The organism is Mucilaginibacter sp. A5337, assembly GCF_059690695.1.
In genome coordinates this window covers 1-19,863 of the sequence record NZ_JCAWEC010000016.1, presented here as the reverse complement: position 1 = coordinate 19,863, position 19,863 = coordinate 1, and the positions used below count along the sequence as shown (strand labels likewise).

Annotated in this window: 16 protein-coding genes; 4 read left to right on the top strand and 12 right to left on the bottom strand. The window is 43.0% G+C overall.

The annotated features are described in order from the left end of the window. Positions 1-484 precede the first annotated feature (484 nt). From AC59JO_RS28990 to AC59JO_RS28960, 7 genes are all read right to left on the bottom strand, one after another. The gene (locus AC59JO_RS28990) at positions 485-1,090 is read right to left on the bottom strand and encodes a biliverdin-producing heme oxygenase (RefSeq protein ID WP_497309851.1); all 606 of its coding nucleotides are present in this window, start codon (positions 1,088-1,090) and stop codon (positions 485-487) included. Between the two features lie 15 nt (positions 1,091-1,105). Further along, positions 1,106-1,462: a response regulator gene (locus tag AC59JO_RS28985; protein WP_413671106.1), complete on the bottom strand. Its 357-nt coding sequence runs from the start codon at positions 1,460-1,462 to the stop codon at positions 1,106-1,108. A gap of 4 nt (positions 1,463-1,466) precedes the next feature. Further along, a complete protein-coding gene (locus AC59JO_RS28980) occupies positions 1,467-1,886 on the bottom strand; it encodes a response regulator (RefSeq protein ID WP_413671107.1) in 420 nt (139 codons plus the stop codon). A gap of 2 nt (positions 1,887-1,888) precedes the next feature. Then, a complete protein-coding gene (locus AC59JO_RS28975; RefSeq protein WP_497309849.1) occupies positions 1,889-4,111 on the bottom strand; it encodes an ATP-binding protein in 2,223 nt (740 codons plus the stop codon). Positions 4,112-4,603: 492 nt separating this feature from the next. Continuing rightward, positions 4,604-5,341 (bottom strand): LytR/AlgR family response regulator transcription factor, encoded by a 738-nt coding sequence (locus tag AC59JO_RS28970; protein ID WP_413671109.1) that lies wholly within the window; start codon positions 5,339-5,341, stop codon positions 4,604-4,606. Between the two features lie 54 nt (positions 5,342-5,395). Continuing rightward, on the bottom strand, positions 5,396-6,730 hold the full coding sequence (locus AC59JO_RS28965; protein WP_497309846.1) for a 3-keto-disaccharide hydrolase: 1,335 nt from the start codon (positions 6,728-6,730) through the stop codon (positions 5,396-5,398). Positions 6,731-6,748: 18 nt separating this feature from the next. Further along, positions 6,749-7,804 (bottom strand): sensor histidine kinase, encoded by a 1,056-nt coding sequence (locus tag AC59JO_RS28960; protein ID WP_497309844.1) that lies wholly within the window; start codon positions 7,802-7,804, stop codon positions 6,749-6,751. Between the two features lie 241 nt (positions 7,805-8,045). Here AC59JO_RS28960 and AC59JO_RS28955 point away from each other — a divergent pair, with 241 nt between their 5' ends. The 3 genes from AC59JO_RS28955 to AC59JO_RS28945 are packed head-to-tail and all read left to right on the top strand — an operon-like array spanning position 8,046 to position 9,952. Beyond that, entirely contained in the window at positions 8,046-8,255 is a 210-nt protein-coding gene (locus AC59JO_RS28955; protein WP_110586698.1) for a hypothetical protein, read from the top strand. Next, on the top strand, positions 8,249-9,148 hold the full coding sequence (locus AC59JO_RS28950) for an ABC transporter ATP-binding protein (protein WP_497309842.1): 900 nt from the start codon (positions 8,249-8,251) through the stop codon (positions 9,146-9,148). The genes AC59JO_RS28955 and AC59JO_RS28950 overlap by 7 nt, the downstream gene beginning before the upstream one ends. A 3-nt stretch (positions 9,149-9,151) precedes the next feature. Continuing rightward, complete coding sequence (locus tag AC59JO_RS28945; RefSeq protein ID WP_413665913.1) at positions 9,152-9,952, top strand: ABC transporter permease; 801 nt, start codon at positions 9,152-9,154, stop codon at positions 9,950-9,952. Positions 9,953-10,107: 155 nt separating this feature from the next. On the opposite strand, the gene AC59JO_RS28940 is transcribed toward AC59JO_RS28945, so the two are convergent. The 3 genes from AC59JO_RS28940 to AC59JO_RS28930 form a co-directional block, all read right to left on the bottom strand. Continuing rightward, entirely contained in the window at positions 10,108-11,454 is a 1,347-nt protein-coding gene (locus tag AC59JO_RS28940) for a M28 family peptidase (protein WP_497309840.1), read from the bottom strand. A 485-nt stretch (positions 11,455-11,939) separates the two neighbouring features. After that, positions 11,940-15,110: an ATP-dependent DNA helicase gene (locus tag AC59JO_RS28935; protein WP_497309838.1), complete on the bottom strand. Its 3,171-nt coding sequence runs from the start codon at positions 15,108-15,110 to the stop codon at positions 11,940-11,942. 207 nt (positions 15,111-15,317) lie between these two features. Beyond that, positions 15,318-17,030 carry a glycoside hydrolase family 3 protein gene (locus tag AC59JO_RS28930; protein WP_497309836.1) on the bottom strand — a complete coding sequence of 571 codons (1,713 nt, stop codon included), beginning with the start codon at positions 17,028-17,030 and terminating at the stop codon, positions 15,318-15,320. A 199-nt stretch (positions 17,031-17,229) separates the two neighbouring features. On the opposite strand from AC59JO_RS28930, the gene AC59JO_RS28925 reads away from it, so the two are divergent. Continuing rightward, the gene (locus AC59JO_RS28925; protein WP_413665917.1) at positions 17,230-17,910 is read left to right on the top strand and encodes a porin family protein; all 681 of its coding nucleotides are present in this window, start codon (positions 17,230-17,232) and stop codon (positions 17,908-17,910) included. 229 nt (positions 17,911-18,139) lie between these two features. Here AC59JO_RS28925 and AC59JO_RS28920 read toward each other — a convergent pair whose 3' ends face one another. Next, positions 18,140-19,546, bottom strand: coding sequence for a methyltransferase RsmF C-terminal domain-like protein (locus AC59JO_RS28920; protein WP_497309834.1), 1,407 nt, complete (start codon positions 19,544-19,546; stop codon positions 18,140-18,142). A gap of 55 nt (positions 19,547-19,601) precedes the next feature. Continuing rightward, a partial coding sequence (locus AC59JO_RS28915; protein WP_497309832.1) for a hypothetical protein occupies positions 19,602-19,863 on the bottom strand: 262 nt, incomplete at its 5' end.

Sequence of the window (19,863 nt, the reverse complement as noted above, 5' to 3'; positions counted from 1 at the left end):
GGTTGACTCTACTGACAGAAGGGGGTTAACAGGGTTAACAGAATTTTGTGCCTATTTTTACTTATATCGCTTGTAGTCAATTAGTTGGGTGTTTTTTATGCCAAAAAAGTGTTAACCCCCCTTTTTAGTATAAATATTATCGGCTAAGTTACAATTCAAAGGTAACACAACACCAGGGGTGGTCAATTTGATTTTTGATACAGCGTCTTCTTATTTTTCTTTGTTTCATTATAATGACGTGATCGTAAGCTATTGATTATTAGGTCTATTTTTGATTTTTTTTGTGATATGGGCGTTGCCTGCGGCCCGGGCTATCCGCTGCAAGTCCTCGCCTTCCCTGCCCGCAAACCCAACCCGCGCTGTGGGCTTTACGCTTCTATCCCTAACGCTGCCCCCACGCAATACCCTAAAACATAGATTAGACGTCATCACGATTTTTTCAGGATTTTCCTGATGGGTGACTTGCAATGACGGAGTTAAACCTTTATACCTCCGGCGGTGCAAGTACTACGGTAGTAGTAGCTATCTTAGTGTTTGCCATATGCTCAAACAAACTTACAGCATTTTTTATCGCTGCTTCGTGTTCAGTTTCAGGTATCGTATTAAGTACCTCTAAAAATTGTTTCCACTTTAAGCCAAGCTGATCGCCATACACCTGGTAATAATGATAGTTCAGATTGTAAGGCAACAACTGCTCATTGGTTTTGAGGCGTTTTGCTATGACGCTGCCGCCAAGCGTTGCGCCTTCCAACACATACATGGCACCCAAAACTGAGGCATCACTGTTTACGTCGATAAAACCGGGGGCAGTGTTTGGCGCCCCCCCCACTGCCGAATTGATCTCCTCCAGGTCACGTAGTAATGCCGGTAGTTTTATCCTGCTTTCGATATGCAGTTTTTGACGCAGTTTATCGCTAAGAGCAGAAAACAAAAAATCTTCTGTTGCGAGGTGAGTAGCATAGTTTACTGTCAATATGGTTTGATACTGCTCAAATGTAAGCGAGCCATCTATAATCTGGCCCACAAACATTTTTTGCTCAAGCTGATCATGCAAATGGGCTGTAGCCTGTTTTATTTTTTCATGAAGCATAGATATGCGTGTTTTTTACGCCGCTAAGATACCATCTATGCATTTGTAAAGATCATCAAGTGCAAAAGGTTTCGCGAGGAATGAAGTTGCATTGAGCATTTTAGCGAGGTGTATAATATTTTCATGACCAGAAAATAATACAAAAGGTATAGTCCTGTGGTCATCATATTGATGAATTTCTTTAATGATCTCCCCGGCCTGCCGCTGGCCAATATAGTTATCGAGTATGATCAGGTCGGGCAAAAAGTTTTCGATTTGTGCTACAACCTCGTGGCCGTCGCGTTTAACCTCAACCTCATATTTATCGCCCAGAGCGATGCCCATGATGTCGGCTATATCGGCATCATCTTCAATAACTAATATTTTTTTCAATGCTTTAATTGATATTAAGGTTTTTAGTGAACCAAAAGTTATAAAGTGATTCAACGCAACTTACCAGGTTTAAATAACCGGCGGGCTTAGTTAAATAGGCATTAGCGCCAAATTCAAGCGATGCTTTAACGTCTTTGGGATTATCAGAGGTTGAAAAAAATACCACAGGCACATACTTTAAAAATGGAATTTCACGGATACGTTTTACCAGATCGAGCCCCGAAAGCCCCGGCAAATTGAGATCGAGCAGTATAAGCTTCGGTTTAACCCTGGCTTCGGTAAGCTGCTTTAATTGCTCAAGCGCATCTTTCCCATTATCAATGATCTTTACGGTAAGTCCATTTTTTACTTCTTGTACGGCATGCTGCATTATAAATGCAAAATCTTCGTCATCTTCAACATATAAAATATCAGGCGAACTCACAACTAACTAATTTTAAAAGATATATAAAAAACTGTGCCAAATCCTAATTTGCTTTCAAACCAAATACGTGCTTTGTGTTTTTCAACAATGCGTTTTACAATGGCAAGGCCAACGCCTGTGCCCTCAAACTCCAGTGCGTTGTCCATGCGTTTAAATAATTCAAACACACGGTTATAATAGTTAACATCAATACCAACGCCGTTGTCAGATACGGAATAAACTATTTCGTTGGTTTTAACCACTCCTTCAATTTTTACTTTGGATGGGGTTGCTTTTGATGAATATTTAACGGCGTTATTAATCAAATTGGTGAACACCTGTGTTATCATTACACTGTCTCCTTCAATTGATGGTGTTTCGCCAATGGTAAATTCAATATTTTCAGGGTTCAGGGCCGATAGTACTTCCCTTTTAATTTCATTTAGTAACAGCTTCATGTTAATTGGCACCGCTTCAATTTCGGCACGGCCCACACGCGAGTAATGCAGGATCTCTTTAATGAGCATATGCATTTTGTCGGTACCCTTTATAATCCTGTCGAGCATTTTCTTAGCCTGTTCATCCAGGCTTTTGTTGCTCGATAGCAGCAACTCTGAGTAATTTTTTATAGAAGAAAGTGGGGTCCGCAGGTCATGCGATATGGTATAACTAAAAGTGTCCAGCTCATCATAGGCCAGTTGCAAACGTTCGTTCAGGATCCTGATCTCGTTTGCTTTACGGTTAATGGCATAAATGATGTCTTCCCGTACCCGTAAAACTGCAGTGATCTCATCTTGTTTCCACTTTTCTGAGGTGTTTTTGACGATTTGTGTCCAGCTTTCAAATGATTTCCTTGGTGATAGCTGTAATAAGCCATTTGCCGTTTCTTCAACCGGTTTTTCGGGATTGCCTGCCCAGTTAATAGACTTTATTTGCTCCGGTTTAAACCAGATGATCATTTCGCCAAGTTCTCTTGACAATGAACAGGCCAATATACCACTGGCAACGCCGCTGTAATCCTTTGCCGCCGGGAATATCTCAGGGAAACGGTGCGTGCTGTAAACGGTATCAACCATATTTACTTTAAGCCATTCAATTATGTCGGTAATTTGCTCTTCTGTAGGCGCCTGTCCTATGATGTTTATTTCGTCATCATATATCAGTGCTGCACCTGTTGCTGTGGTAACATCTTTAATTGTAACCTTATTGCGGGTTAATGCAAAAGTGAAATCGGTGTCTTTTTTTATATAATCGGCAATGGTATTGACCGCCTCACCCAGTTCATGGAGTTTTGCCGAGTCTTCTTCGTCTTGTCTGTATTCCAAAGCTGATGACAGGATTTGGCCGATCAGTTTAGAGGCATCGCGCGATTTATAATCTATAAATCGGGGCGAATAATTATGGCAGGCGATAAGTCCCCAAAGTTCACCGTGGGCGATAAGTGAAATACTAAAGCTCGACCCAACCCCCATGTTTTTTAAATACTGGATGTGGATAGGTGATACTGCCCGTAATACCGAATGGGTAAGGTCGAGCGGTACAGTTCCTTCCTCATAAGTAATAATAGCCGAACTTTCTGAATTTACATCGGCTATGATACGGGTAAGATTGATCTTATAAAGCTCGCGGGCCTGTTTGGGGATATCCGATGCCGGATAATGTAAACCTAAAAAAGGTTCCAGGTCGTCGTTCTTCACTTCGGCAGTTACCTCGCCGTGCCCGTCCTCATTAAATTTATAGATCATTACCCTATCATAGTTGATGATCTTTTTTATTTCAAAGGCAGCGTTTTGCAGCAATATGGATAGATTTTTACCACTTAAGATCTCAGCTACGGAGCGACCAATAGTTTTTTGGATGTCATACCCCAGGTCTGATTCGGTCGGCTCAAATTCCAGCACCAGGTCATTAGTTGAATGACTGATGATGAGATTATAATTAACGCCTTTTATATCAATAGCCAGTGGATTAATGGTGTCCGAGCTTTTTGAACCTTTGGCCAGGTTTAGCAATTGTTGTAAGGATGCGGTATTGCTTGCTATGGCTAATTGCTCTTCCAGCTCAGCAATATTTTTACCTAACAGCCTGGCGGCATTAACACCGGTGTAGCTTTCAATGTTTTGGCTGATGTAGGAAATGTTGTACGATTGGCTGTTTACAGCGATCAAAAAACCGTGCGATTGGATCTTTCCGGGGATATTGATGGGTTCTCTGTCGCAGTTGGTCAGGTCTACCTGGTAACTCATAGTATGTTTTATAGGATCAATGACCGTGTAAAATACAAAAAATTCACTTTTATGAAATATATTTTTTAAATAGGTAAGTTGTAAGGAGGGGGGTATTTGCGGAATAAATAAATCATGTCATTGCGAGTACCCATCAGGGGAAGCCTGAAAAAAATCGTAATGACGTAAAAAATATATTCCAGCGATACTGTGCGGGGGCCGCGTTAGTGATAGTAGCGGATACCGGTCATGTGGCTAATGCCTGTGCAGTATGAGCGGATAGCACGGGCCGCAGGCAACGCCCACATTCACAAAACTGATAAAAAACATACTTAATAATCAATAACATACGATCACGTCATTATAAGGAGCCGCGTAGGCCTAAGTTAAGGGGTGACGTGGCAATCCCGTAGTTATATTGAGCGGACATGCATTGGCTACAAGGTTGCCACGCTGCGCTTAAATGTCGTGTTTTTATAAGTGTTGGTATTATTTGCGAATCAACGTTAACCCCTAAATATTCTTATTCTCAATCATCCGGAAAAACTCGTCGCGGTAAGTGTCGCCAACGGGGATGATCTTCTCACCTATCTGGATACGGCTCCGTTCAATGCTGTCTATTTTATTGAGGGCGACGATATACGATTTATGAACCCGCACGAAATGTTTTTCGGGTAAGGCATCCTCCATCTTTTTCATGCCCTGCAGGGTGATGATCCGCTCAGCAGAGGTGAAGATGCTGATATAGTCTTTCAAGCCTTCTATAAAAAGGATATCGTGCAAATAAACCTTCTGAATTTTATGCTCGGTTTTTACAAAGATAAAATCGGTTGAAAAATCATCCTGCTGCACAGGTTCGGCCTGTACAACTACCTGCTGTGGCTTAGCCACTACCGGTTGGATAATGCTTTGAGCCTTTTGCACCGATTTAAAAAAGCGATCAAATGCGATAGGCTTTAACAGGTAATCAACCACGTCAAGTTCATAGCCCTCAAGCGCATATTGCGGATAAGCGGTGGTTAAAATAACTTTGGCCTTGCCGTTGGCTATTTTCAAAAACTGGATGCCGGTAAGCTCGGGCATTTGCACATCTAAAAATACCAGGTCAACTTCTGCGGCCTGAACCATGGTAAGCGCCTCGATAGGGTTGGTTGTGGCTTTAACCAATTGCAAAAAAGGCATCTTGGAAATATAGTCTTCCAAAATATGCAGCGCCAAAGGCTCATCGTCAACTACCAAACATCTGATCATAGCGTAAAAATAATGTAATAATGGATATCTTAAATTTTTTAATGTGCTGTTTTGTTATAACGGTGTCAAATCAACCGATTTGTACCAAATTTCTGCCCCTTCCGATTGTAGCAGGATCCGACCGTGCGATAAGGATGCTATCCCCCAGTTTACCCGGTGCCCGTTTATATAGTGCTCAATCTGGTTGCCGTTACAAATGATTTCGATGGTGTTCCACTCGCCGTGCGGGTTTTCAAAATTTGCCGTGCGGTAAACACGCTGCTGGTCCCACTCAATGGCCGATTTATTAGGTGTAACAACACTGGTATGCTGTACGCACCAGATATCGCCGCAATCACCTTCCTGGATTTGGCACTCTATCGACCTGGGCCATACCACATCTTTATCGCCTTCGCCAAAATGGTATAAGATACCGGCATCGCGGGCTCCTTTTTCGCGTGGGTGGTATTGTTTGGTTCCCCATTTAAACACCACCTTCAGGTAATAATTATCGTACGATTTTTTGGTAGCCATGTAGCCAAAGTATTTGCCCATAACATGTACCATCCCATTTTCTATGGCGAAGTTATTATGGATGTCATTGTCCTTGCCCAAGGTATCCAAATAAGTATACCAGCCTTTTTTATCCTTACCATTCAATAGTTTTTGAACACCAAGCTCCCTGATCCAGATATTACGGAACGATACCGGGAATTCATGTTCCTGCAACAAAAGCGGCAACGCGAAAGCATGTTTTTGATATTTAGGCTGACCAACATGCGCTACTGTACCTTTTATAGCCACGTGGTTTTGCACCAGCACACCATTATGCATCACCGTAATAAACGCAGGCGTTTTAACCGAGCTATCAATATTAAAACGCGGTGCGGTATAAATGATATCATATTTTTGCCACTCGCCCGGTTTAAGCGAAGCATTCACCTGCGGTACATATTGTTTGTAAATGGAACCGGCCTGCCCGTTAGAGTAAGTGCGGTTTTTATAGCTATCAAGGATCTGCAGTTCGTACCGGCTTTGCATAATTACACCGCTATTTCCGCGCTCCTGCCCTTCGCCTTTAACAACGGTCGGGGTGCGCCATTCGATATGCAACTGACAATCGGCAAAGTTTTGTTTGGTGATGATGGAGCCGCTGCCCGGCTTAACAGTTACTATACCGTCCTTTACTATCCAGCCCGGTTTGTTGCCCTTCTGATCTGTCCACTTATCAAGGTTTTTGCCATCAAACAAAATAATAGCATCAGACGGAGGTTTGTCGCCTGCACCCGGCAAAACAACTTCTGGTTCGGGGTCCCAAACCTCGGTTGCTTTTGGATCTGTTTGTGCACGGACTGAAAACGCCGATGCGGCTAAAAACAAAACTGTGAGTAAATTTTTCAGATAGGCCATGGTTATAATGGGTTATAACTATAAAACTATTGATAATTCGCAAGTGTAAGTATATTCTTCGTCCCTGATTTTTAATGAATACCTGTTGGGATAAAGCAAGTCGAGCCGTCGTTGTACGTTGATCAACCCAATGCCCCCAACCGCATCGCGGTTATGGTTATGTTTTTTGTTTTGGATATAGAAATGCAGCTTGCCGTCGGCCACATTAATAAGCAACTTTATGGGCGAAGTGATATCATTGGCAACGCCATGCTTAAAGGCGTTTTCAATAAAAGCAATCAGCAGCAAGGGTTCTATTTTCTGATCGGTAATATTGCCATCCACCTTAAAGTCAATAAAGGCTTTGCTGCCGAAGCGGATCTTTTGCAGGTCGATATAATTTTGCAGGTACTGGAGCTCTTTGCTTAAATCAACTTTATTATCGTTACACTCATATAACATATAACGCATAATTTCCGAAAGCTTCAAAATGGCTTCGGGGGTAGTTTCGGAACGCTGGTAGGCCAGCGAATAGATACTGTTCAGGGAGTTAAACAAAAAATGTGGGTTGATCTGCGACTTCAAGAAGGCGAGCTCTGCAATGAGGCGCTGGTTTTCCAGATCGCGCTGGATCCGTTCGTTCAGGAACCAGTCTGTACTGAACTTCAGGGCGGTACTTAAAAAAACAAATATCAGGCTGGTGAAAATACTGCTGTAAAAATAGGTGGCGAAGCTGGTAACGTGCCCTTTTTGATGTACTAATACAATATCCTTAAATAAAAGGCCTACCCCATATTTGGCTACACCATAAACTATGATGCTTGTAAGCACAAAAGTGGCGTATTGCCAATATCGTTTTTTATTGAGGAATTTTGGTATGAAAACCAGGTAGTTAAGATAAAACAGGCTGATGTTAATAGTAGGATAAAGCAAAAATATCACCAGTAATTCCTTGGTACTGAGCATTGCATCGTTAAGCCTTGCCAAAAAAACAAAAAAGGATATAATGGCCGCCCAGAAAAACAGGTGCCAAAAAATTATCCATGCAGTTTTGATGCCTGTTCTGGATTTCGGTAATGGTAATGAAGCCTCCATTCGCTGTTTTTAAATCCCTTTTTTATTTATGGGTGTGGCATCTAATTTAATATTTTGATAATGATATCGGCCTGTTATTTATATATAGCCGCCCTTTTTTTCGATGAACTGGCTTTTATTATCGATGAACCGGTTAAAAGATGCAGAAAAGCGTTCATCTATAAACAAAGTGTGTTGGTCTAAATGATTTTAGCAGGTTATTTTTTTGATATTCCTTTGTTGTATAAAATCACCACTCACAATGAAAACGCTTATCAAAAATTCAAATCCTTTTATAATGTTATTGATCCCGGTAATGTTTGCCCTTATTTTGGGGGTAAGCTACCAGTTCGAGCAAAAAAAGGAAACAGCAATAATTGGCCGCACAGCAGTACATGCTACCTCATTGTTTCACAAAGGTTTTGTAATGGTTAAAACCGTTTGCTCAATTGCAAAAAATAATATATGGTAATTAAAACCGAAGGGCTTTCCTTCACCTTTGGTAAGCAGCAGGTAGTTAAATCGCTGGCGCTGCAAGTTCCGGAAGGAAGTATATATGGTTTTCTCGGTCCCAACGGTGCCGGGAAAACCACTACCATCAAGCTTCTGCTTAACCTGCTAAAACCTGATGCAGGCAACATCAACATCTTTGAGCAGGACATCAAAACAAACCGCATCAGCATACTTTCACAAATAGGCTCGCTTATTGAGCAGCCTGCTTTATATCAGCATTTAACCGGGAGAGAAAATTTATTGAACAGGGCCTTATTGTTGCAGGTACCCGCTCAACGCGTTGAAGATATGCTTAACCTTGTGCAGCTAAGCCATGCTGCCAATAAAAAGGCCGGCCAATATTCACTGGGGATGAAACAACGCCTTGGCATTGCACTGGCGCTGCTGGCCGATCCTAAATTGTTAATTTTAGATGAGCCTACCAACGGACTGGATCCCAATGGCATTATTGAGATCCGCGAGTTGCTGAAAAAATTGGTTGCTAAACACGGTAAAACCGTTTTTATATCAAGCCACCTATTGGGTGAAATTGAACGCATGGCTACCCATGTGGGTATTATTAACAACGGCGCTATGCTTTTTCAGGGCAGTATAGCCGATTTGCAGGCCATCAGTAAACCGCTGGTACGTGTTGAGGCAGAGAATACTGTCGACGCTGCCAACCTGTTAACACGCAACCATATCAATGTAACTGACGTAACCGACGAACATTTACTGGTACCCTACATTTCCAAACAGCAAATGGGCGAGATTAATACGCTGCTGAACAAAAACGGACAAACGGTTTACAGCATCAGCAAACAACAAAAAGACCTCGAAAAACTATTTTTAGATATTACCCAACGCGCCTAAGCCATGAAAGGATTTATACTATCATTCCGTTCGGAGTTTTATAAAAGCCGTAAAACACTTGGCTTTTGGGCCTCTGTTATACTGCCTTTGCTGATAGGGGTTTTGCTGTTTGCCGGGTTTTATACCAAAAGTGAAAAGTTGGTATCATTGCCGCCAATGATGCTTTGGCTACAGTTTGCTGGTGCTATTTTGGCTGTCATGGGGTCGCTAATATTGCCGATATATATCATTTTTATTGCCTACTCAGTAAATAGCATTGAACACAGGGCTGATACCTGGAAAACGTTGTTTAACCTGCCAATTCCGCGCTGGTCAGTTTATGCAGCCAAATATTTTTATGCAGTATTCCTCGTGTTTTTATGTTTAACGCTGTTTGTACTGTTCACTATAGGTTTTGGTAATTTGCTGAGTATAGTTAAACCCGAACTCCGGTTTGATAATTACCATATGGAAAGTGAACTGGCGCAGATCTATTTTAAACTTTTTTTATCATCGTTAGGTATCCTTTCTATCCAGTTTTTGCTCAGCCTGTTTTGGGCCGATTTTTTAAAACCGATGGGGATAGGCTTTGTATGTACCATAGCCGGAGTTGTAGCAGCTACAAAAGGCTGGGAGTATAGTTACTTATTTCCATACGCTCATCCCATGGCAGCTATCAGCAGCATGTTAAAAAATAATCATGGTGATCCCTCTAACAGGTTACAGATAGATGTTTTTACCAAAGACGTATTTGTAAGTATGGCGATAGCCCTGGTGGTATTTATTGCCGGATATTTTATTGTGCAGCGTAAGAGCGTGAAGTAGCTGTTAGTGATTAGAGGCTGGAGGTTAGGAGCTTTTTCCCAAATAGTTATTGCAAGGTATGAAGCAATCGATTAGCACAGCCGCTCTGTATAGCATGCGATTGCCGCGCTGCGCTCGCAATGACATGGGTTTTTTAGTATGCAATTTCCATCAATTTATCTCACAGGCTTCGGAAATACAGGTAAACTCTCATGCCCATCTGCATCAACTGACTGCACCGCAAAAAAATAATTATCCTTTGAGTAATTCAGCGTAGCCGAAGTATCGGTTACATAAAATTTCTTTTCCCAATAAGGGCTGATAGTTTCACGCATCAGTATATAATAGCCAGCCGGTTTTTTACCCGTAGCTGGACTTTCCCATTTCAGTTTGGTTTTGTTGGTTAGGTCACTTGTTATTATACCCACACTTTGAGGCTCGGCTGGGGCGAAAGCAAGATTGGCCAATACCGCAAGGTTCATGCGGGCCACCTTTTGTACATAAGTAAAATCGACAAAATCGGGAAGGTCGCCGTATTCAATGCCATTTTCCGTGCGGATATTCTGGTGCTGACGGTTAAAGTTTTCATTCATTTCGGTAAACCTTACGGCAGTAAAGCCCTGTTCTAAAAATGGCAGGTGATCACCGCCACGCAGGTAACGGTCGCGCCGGTAAATAAGCTTTACGTCCAGTTGGTCAACATAGCGTTCACCAATTTCTTTGGTATATCGTGCCAGCTGCCTCGATGGACTATCATTTTCCCCTCCCAATGATTTTAACGCTGCCACCTGCTTATCCGTAGCAGCCGTAGGTACACCATCACTGAAAACCCGTACACTGCGGTTGTCCTTCAAATCGGTTTCCATGCCGTAGGTATTGCCTACGATGTCATTATTCAGCATGGCATCTACATCCCAATTTTCGGCTTTGGCGCGTTTGGCAACATTGGCCGATCCGTAAAGCCCTTGTTCTTCGCCAACCACGGTCATGAAAATAATAGTAGCCGGGAACGACCGTTTGGCCATCACTCTTGCCAATTCCATCGAAAGTGCCGTGCCCGAAGCATCATCATTGGCTCCGGGCTCAATACCGTTGGCATCCATCACGTCGTTAATCCGCGAATCGTAATGACCCGAAACCAGGTATACCCGGGTATCATTCGGATCTGTACCTTTTAATATAGCCAGTACATTTTTTAATTTGATAGGTTTATCAACGCGCTGACTTTTGGACTGTGTGAAAGTATCAAACTGAACGGTCATCCGCCCGTTTGATTCCGCGGCATATTTCTCCATTTCAGCTTTGATCCAGTTTCGGGCTGCTCCGCTTCCGGTGCTTTTGCTGGTGGTATCACTCAGCGTATGGCGGCTCTTGAAGCTTACCAGCTTGCGAATGGTAGCTTCAATATTTTTGGCCGATACCTCATCAACCATTTGTTTAATAGCAGCATCCTGTTTTACGATGGTTTGGGCGGTGGCCGGGAGGGTTAGGATGAGGAGGATAAATGGGAGAATGTGTTTCATAAAATGATGTCTGAACCCGAATTTATGGAATTAATGAATTGACAGAATGAAACGCATTGTAATAATCCCGTGATGGTGTTTTTTTAATGACGTCGCACGTTCAAGAGTTCACGCAATAGCCGTTAACTCAAGGAAGCAAAAACGCGGGATTGTGCGATTCCCCTCTTGAGAGGGGCGGAGGGGTGTGTTTCTGTTTTGATAAACTTATAGCAGAAACACACCCCAGCTACCACTTGTTCCTACGCGCTCCCTCTCAAGAGCAGGGCTGTTGCATTCTAAATCAATGTGCTTTAAAAATCGCACGGTCGAGCATCCACGCTCGAGTGTTGGCCCTTTTTGAGCGTCCACGCTCGCGTAACAACATCAAAAAGGTAAGCGTGGACGCTTACCGGAGCCATAATTCAAGCGAAAGACGCTTGAACTTGCGACTAAACATTAGAATGCAACAGCCCTGCTCTCAAGAGGGGATTTTGAAAATATTCTTTTTATTCCCCTTCCTCCTCCGCAACAATCCCTAAAATCTCATCGGCCTGTTTAAAATTGCTTTTTACAAAATGGCACCAGTCGCATTCTTTTTTGCCGCAGCCTGTGCTGAAATTGTGCGCCATGATCTGTTCATAGGTATCTTTGATCTGCCCGGTTACTATCTCTACATCCTCAGGTGTTATCACAAATTTTTCGCTGTAATATTCACCATCGCTTATCGGTTCAACAAAATCAAAAATGGTGCTTATCACCTGCCAGTCGGTAGCGCGGTCATGATCTATCAGTATTTTATAAAATACAGCTTGTCGCCAGTAATCGCCCCCGTTTGGTGCATCATTGGTTGGGCGCAGTAGCTTATCTTTGGCATTTTTGGGTTTGCCGGTTTTATAGTCAACAACAGTAGCCTGCTTGCCGTCAAATTCAATTTTATCCAGGTTACCTTTAATAGGTACGCCTGCTACTTCGATGTTTTTGATGGAGCGCTCGGTTACCGCTATTTTATTCCAGTGCGGTACATTTTGCTCATAATACGGAGGCAGGATCTTTTCGCCATAAGCTGAGCGTAGCTTGAACTCATCTTTAGTAAATGAATCGCGGTTGCGGGCCATATACCATCTGAATTCACGCATGAAATTTTCTGTACTCAAAAACTCGTTATCATTATCCTTCAACTGCCTGTAAGTTTTGTTAAGCGCCCAGTGCACTGCCTGTCCAAATGTAGCCGCCGGACTTTTGCCCGATGGCACCCTGATGAGGCACTGAAAATAAAAGCGCAGCGGGCAATCCAGATAACTGCTTAGGTGGGTTACCGATAAAGTATAGTTTTGCAGCAGCTGATTAATATAGTTTTTATCCAATAACTCAACTTTAGGTTTGTCGGTTTCGCTAAACTGGGTTGCCTGGAAGTCGATCATATCATCGGCGTTCACTTTTGGATATTGTACCTGCAGGTTGGTACTGGCCAGTATCTCACCTACAAACTGGCTTGCTTCCTGGTCTTTGTCTTTTTTATCTTTAGCAGCGTATGAGATTACGAGGTGCTGCTTGGCGCGGGTTACGGCCACGTAAAACAACCGGCGGGCTTCCTCTTTTTGAGCTATATCGTCGGCCGCGGCACGGGTAAGGGTATCCGGGTAACTGAAACCGCTGTTACGGCCTTTGCTGTCCCAGGTACGTTTATCGCAACCAATAAAAAACACGTATTCAAACTCAAGGCCTTTGGAGCCGTGTGCGGTAAGGAAGTTAATGCCGTTTTCAGAAAAGATACTTTGGTTGAGCTCCAGGCGAATCTGGTGCTTCTTCATCATCTCAATGGTCTGGATCAGGTCATTTAGACTGATATCGGGCCTTTTGCGACTTTCATCCTTCAGAAAATCAAAAAAGCTGGTGAGCATTTGCATGTAGCTGCCCTTGTCCTGCTGTTGCATGATGTATTTCAGGATGCCCATTTTGGAGATAACACTTTGGAAAAGCTGCTGCAGCGTAACGCTCACGGCTTCTTTCAACAGGTAATCCACATTGCTTACGAGGTATCGCATTTCCTGTTGTTGATCGGGCTGAAAAAGGTCAGCTTGTTTGGGTGGCCTCATTTCGCTCACATAACGGCGGATGGATGTTTTAGGCTGATTGTAGGCCAGCGTACCAAAGTTTTCCTTAAATACCGCTACACTTGCTTTGGCAATTTCAATAGGAGGGATATTGAAAAAGTCATAGTGCATGATCTCAAACAGCAGTTCATCACCACTGTATGGTGAGTCGAGCTCCATGGCAAGGTATTGTAAAATATTGATGATCTTTTCGCCGAAGGGCTGAGTGAGTATATCAATTTTACGTTTGGTATTTACCTGGATCTTTTGCACATCCAGGAATTTGATCATTTCTTCAACCTGGTTGTGATTGCGATAAATCACGGCTATCTCTCCTGGATGTATACCTTCGGCAACCAGTTGTTTGATCCGGAGGGATACATCAACCAGTTCTTTATCGGGATTTTCATACTCGCGGATCACCGGCTCAACCAGCAAGTCATTAAAACGAGGGTGTGATGATTTTAAAGCTTTATCTAAATTAAGCTGGCTGGTCAATCGCTCAAAGTTATTGTCGATAAGGGCTTTTGAAATATCGAGGATCTGCTGGTTGGAGCGATAGTTATGTTTTAATACTACAGTATACAGCGTATCTACATAATCATTAGCAAAATCAAGGATGTTTTTCATGTTGGCACCCTGAAATTTAAATATCGACTGGTCATCATCGCCCACCACAAAAACGTTTGGCGTATCCCAGTAATTAAGCAAAAAACGTAACAGCTCATTTTGCGAACCGCTGGTGTCCTGAAATTCATCTACCAAAATATATTGGTAACGCTCCTGGTAACGGCGTAATATTTCTTCATTATCACGGAAGGCACGCAACACCCAGATGATCATGTCATCATAATCATAGCGGCCGCGGTTTTTCATCTTTTCAGTATAATTCTGGTACTCGCCAACGGCTGCCAGCAGCTTTTTCATTACGTCATGCGCGGCATCGATATCTTTTTGTTTAGGGTCGCCAACCTTGATGCCTGCTTTGGCATTGGCCCGTTTATAAATAAACTCTTCGCGGTTGGGCAAGTCTTCCAGGTATTCATTTACCGCCTGTTCAATCATAGCGGCATCCCAGTTTTCCCGTTTCATAGTGCTGAACAGGCTTTTGAGGCGGGGCACATCATAATAAATATCGCCGGTAAAACGCTTCAGCAGGTGATCGTTCGGGAATTCGTCAACCAGTTCGCGGAAAAGCATAGCCGATTCCAGGTCCGACAGTGATTCCAAATTCAGTTTGCCGAAATACTCGAGGTTCTCCTGGATAATCTCGTTACAAAAAGCGTGGAAGGTATATATATTAATACGGTAAGCATCGGGGCCTATAAATTCAAAAAGGCGTTTACGCATGGCCACAGCGCCGGCGTCGGTATAGGTTAAGCACAATATCTCACTGGGCGAAGCGTCAGTATCAGTCAGGATCTTGCCTATCCGGGCCGCCAGGATCTGGGTTTTACCGGTACCGGGCCCTGCTACTACGAGCACCGGGCCATCCATTTTATTAACTGCCGCCAATTGCTCGGGGTTTAATCCTGCTAAAGCTTCTTTAAACTTGTTATTATATTTATTGAATGTAGATTGCATAGGCCCCCTCTAAATCTCCCCCTGAAGGGGGAGACTTTTAATTTGGTTATTAAAATTCCTTGTATTCTGATGTTTGATAGTCAGGCGTGCTTAAGATACTTATCTGAACACCAAAGCTGCCGGTATCAAAATTAGGACTTAAAATGGAAATTGATTACTTCCGTTATTATTATACTTAGAGCTCCCCCTTTAGGGGGCCGGGGGGAGCTACAACCCCATCCCCGTCGTAAAAAACGCATTCACGCTTACAGGCAATTTGCCGGTAGGTTTTAACCGACCGTTCAATACTTTGGCTGCCGACTGTTGCAACTCGGGCGACATCTGGTAGCAAACCATTAAGTTGCCTGCTTTTTCAAGTCCTGGCAACCCGGCAATAGTATAGGCATTAGCAAACACACTAAAGGCCGTGTTTTTGCGCGATGCCAGATCGGCTATCATCAATTTTACATCGCCGCTGTAATCGAGTTTGCTTTGCGGGCGCAGGCGGGTATCATGTATGCCCACAATTACCTGCTGGTATTGTTTTAACCAGTTCAGGATATTGGTAACTTCAATCGCCGGTGCATCTTTATTAACTATAAATATGCGGCTGTTCGGGAAACTTTTTGCCACTTCCATCTGAAAAACAGTTGGAGAGCTAACCCCTATACTCACTATGGCCGTTTTTAAAAAAGGATTAAGCTTTGGGCCATTATTTTTTAATTGTGTTACCGAGGCATCACTTAATTGTTGAACTAACGTTTTAGCAGCATCGCTGTTAATATCCTGGCTAAGGTTAGTTAAGGCCGTTGGCTTATATTGGTTAAGCCCCGCCCAAAATTTAGCGAGTAAAATCTTTTTGATTCGTGCTTCAAACTCTGCGGCGCTAACACTGCCGTGTCTCAGGGCTTTACGGATCAGGCCAATGGCGCGGTCGGAGTTTTCAGATAGCTCAATGATATCGTTGCCTGCAATAAATGCCTTTACATCGGCCTCGCCATTAGGGAAGTATTTTGTCACACCTTTCATTTCCATCGCGTCGGATACCACCAGGCCTTTAAACTTTAACGAATCTTTCAGGATGCCGGTAATGATAGGGCGCGAAAGGGTAGAAGGGAGTTTGGGCGTATTATCCAACGAGGGAATATTCATGTGGGCTATCATCACGCCGCTGATGCCGGCATTGATGGCTTCCCGAAATGGATACATCTCCAATGAATCCAACCGCCCGCGGCTATATGGCAGCAAAGGCAAATCAAAATGCGAATCAACATTGGTATCGCCATGACCAGGAAAATGTTTGGCTGAAGTAAGGAGACCGGCATCCTGCATCCCCTTAAAATAAGCAATTCCCTTTTTTGCCACATTGTACATATTATCACCAAAAGAGCGATAATTGATAACCGGGTTATTGGGGTTGTTATTAACATCCATATCGGGGCCCAGGTTCATTTGCATGCCCAGGCGCTTAAAATCATAAGCCACCTGTTGCCCCATTTTGTAAATCAGGTTATTATCCTGTATAGCGCCAAGCGTCATTTGATATGGATACGATATGGTAGAATCGAGGCGCATGCCTAATCCCCATTCGCCATCCATCGTTATAATTAAAGGTACTTTAGCCAGTTTTTGATATTTATTAATAAGCGCAGCCTGGCGCACCGGTCCACCCTGAAAGAAAACAACACCGCCCAATTGCTGCTCTTTAATCACCTGCCCTACCGAATCCTCATACATTTTCCCTTTGTTGGTGTGCGCTCTTACAAATAGCAATTGCGCAATCCGTTGTTTGCGGCTCATTTTATTATACACCGAATCCACCCAGCGGTTTTGTTTGCCTAATAACTGGATATAGCTTTCCTTTTGAGCAAAAGCATTGGCAGTAAAAAATGTGAAGATGATAATTAACGGATAGAAAATGCGGGTTTTAGAAGCTTGCATATGCCAAATGTAGCGTTATTCTGAATTTTTGATGAAAATGATGTTATAACTATAACAAAAATCAAACTCATAATAAACCTTTGTGTTTTTTATTAATCTATCACGTTATTAACATACATACAAGGAAAAGCTGTTGATAACCGGTAAGCCATCGGGGCAACGGCTTTTCCCCGCCACTTATTTAAAACAGAGAAAGACGATGAAAAAATTACTTTTTTTGGCGATTGGCCTTTTTACCGTTGGCACAGTTAGCGCGCAGGGATATTATTATGGCCCGCGTCACCGCCGCCCGCCCCGTGTTGTTGAAAGGCGCGAGCCTCAGCGCCGTTATGATGATTTTTATACCCCAAAAGTTGGCATAGCAGTAGGTTTAAATGTTTCAAACACGGTTGACGCTTATAATAGCAACTACAGCTCAAGTTCACTTGCCGGCTGGCACGCAGGTTTAACATTTGATGTGCCTATTATTTATCCGCTATCGTTTGCTCCCGAGGTATTGTTTTCGCAAAAGGGATATGAGGTAAATGACAGGGACGGGAAATTTACGCAACGCACCAATTATATTGATGTGCCGTTGCTGGCTAAGTTTAGGGTAGTACGTGGCTTTAACATCCTGGTAGGGCCGCAGCTTACTTTCTTAACTTCAACCAAAAATACGTACGAAACCGCTGTGGGCACCAGTATCGATCATATCGACAATGATGCCGATCATAGCTACGTAGCCGGCGTGGTAGGTGTAAGCTTTGATATTAACCGAAATGTCGAGATTCGCGGCCGTTATAACATCGACCTTGGCGAAAATCGCCCATATGCCGATCAGGATTTGCCAAACTATCGTAACCAGGTTTGGCAAATTGGTTTAGGGTTTAAGTTTCAATAAGTAATAAGGTACTGTATTATAGTACTTCATTTTCGCGTAAAGGCGCCGAGCCGCAAAGTTTGAAATAGCTTCTCTTTGCTACTTAGCGCCTTTGCGTAATTTTTAGTTCTAAGACTATATTTTAATAATTATATCTATTATGGCGTTGCCTGCGGCCCGGGCTTTGCACTCATACGCCTGCAGGCATTTCGCTCGTGGCCGGTATCCGCTGCAATCCCTAACGCTGGGGCTACCATTCCCTCGGGGGATGCGCCGACAGAATCCTTATTTCTTTAGGATAATAATTATTGATACGGTTAGGTAGTAATTTGGCCCAACCCAGCGCGTGCCCTTCAAAGGTCATCAATGTCCAGCCTTTATTCGTTGTGGTCAGGTCTATATTATCCCGGCGCAGGTATTGAATGGCTTGATCCTTATTAAGGGGCGTTTCCCAAACAGCATCTTTATTAACTATAAGGCTTAGCGCCAATTCATGATCTGGGATCAGGTCTTTACCGGCAAGCTTACCTATAATTACGCCCGATTTTTTAATATACAATTGTCGCTGTAATATATTAAGACTTTCCTTATGCGCCCGGTTAATAGCCATCCAGTCGTCGTTTACTTTGAAGTAGTAAAAGAGGTCTGGGTCATTAATGTATGAGCGTATCTGGTCAAGTTCCTTGCCCGGTAATTTTTGCTGGGTGTTGTTTTTAAATGATGTAAGGTCGCCGCTATTTTCTTTTTTGCGAAGGCAGGAAGCAAATAAGCCTTCGCCTTTAACTTTGCCCGGATAAAAACGGTAACCCCAGGCTTTCTTCTCCGGCGATTGGGTTTCAACAATCCCCCAGTCGTTATTAATTGGTATGCGGATACTTTGCATTTCAAATTCCGTACAAAGCCAGTCCAGGATATCCTCGTTTTCCTGGTGCGAGTAGGAGCATGTGCTATATATAAGATAACCATCTTCCTTTAAGGCCGGGTAAATATCAGCCAGTATGCGTTCCTGCCGCTGATGACAAAGGTTCACATTCCCTTCCGACCATTCGTTCATCGCATCCGGATCTTTGCGGAACATGCCCGAACCCGAGCAGGGGGCATCAACCAGTATAATATCGAAAAAGCTTTTTAACCTCCCAAAATCTTTGGGATCGTTATTGGTGACTATGGTATTGGCCGTGCCCCAGCGGTTTAAATTATCTGTTAATATGGGTACGCGCGTTTTAATGATCTCATTTGCTACTAACAAATCGGTAGGCTGCAGCGCCGAATTAAGGAGTGTACTCTTACCTCCTGGTGCTGCGCAAAGGTCAAGTACTTTTATTTCGTCATCGTTATTTTGGTTGATCGTTTTAAAAATATGATCGATAAACATAGACGATGCTTCCTGTACATAATAACACCCGGCATGAAAAAGCGGATCAAACGTGAACGATGGACGGCTCTCCAGGTAATATCCGTTGCTGCACCAGGGTACATTTTGTGTGCTTTTTGAGGTAGATGACTTAAAAGGGTTTAGCCTTATAGAGGTTGGCGCATCCTCAAACTGGTGTGCTTTTACAAAATTTTCTTCGTCGAAACCGTTTTCTGCGCCCAATGAAGCGATGAAATGCGGAGGGAAATTAAGCTCATTCATATGCATTTCAAATATACGCATTAGGTAAATGCCCTTCCTTACCTAATTATAACAGTAAGTTTATGTTTATTTAACCTTAATTTACAGCGAGTTGCAGCGATGGTGATGTTTTTTTGAAAATATATCTTGGTTGGAAGCTGATTTTCTGTGTACATTTGTGGCCGCCTTTGAGAAAAAGGTGTTGTTTTTTGAAGAGTAAAGGCGAATAAAAAAGATTTAAAAAAGTGAAATTTTCACTTGCTAAATCAAAATAGAATTCACACCTTTGCAGCCCGCAAACGAGGGAGCGGGGATAGTTCTTTAAAGGTTGAGAGTGAGTTAGGGAAGAGGAGAAAAAA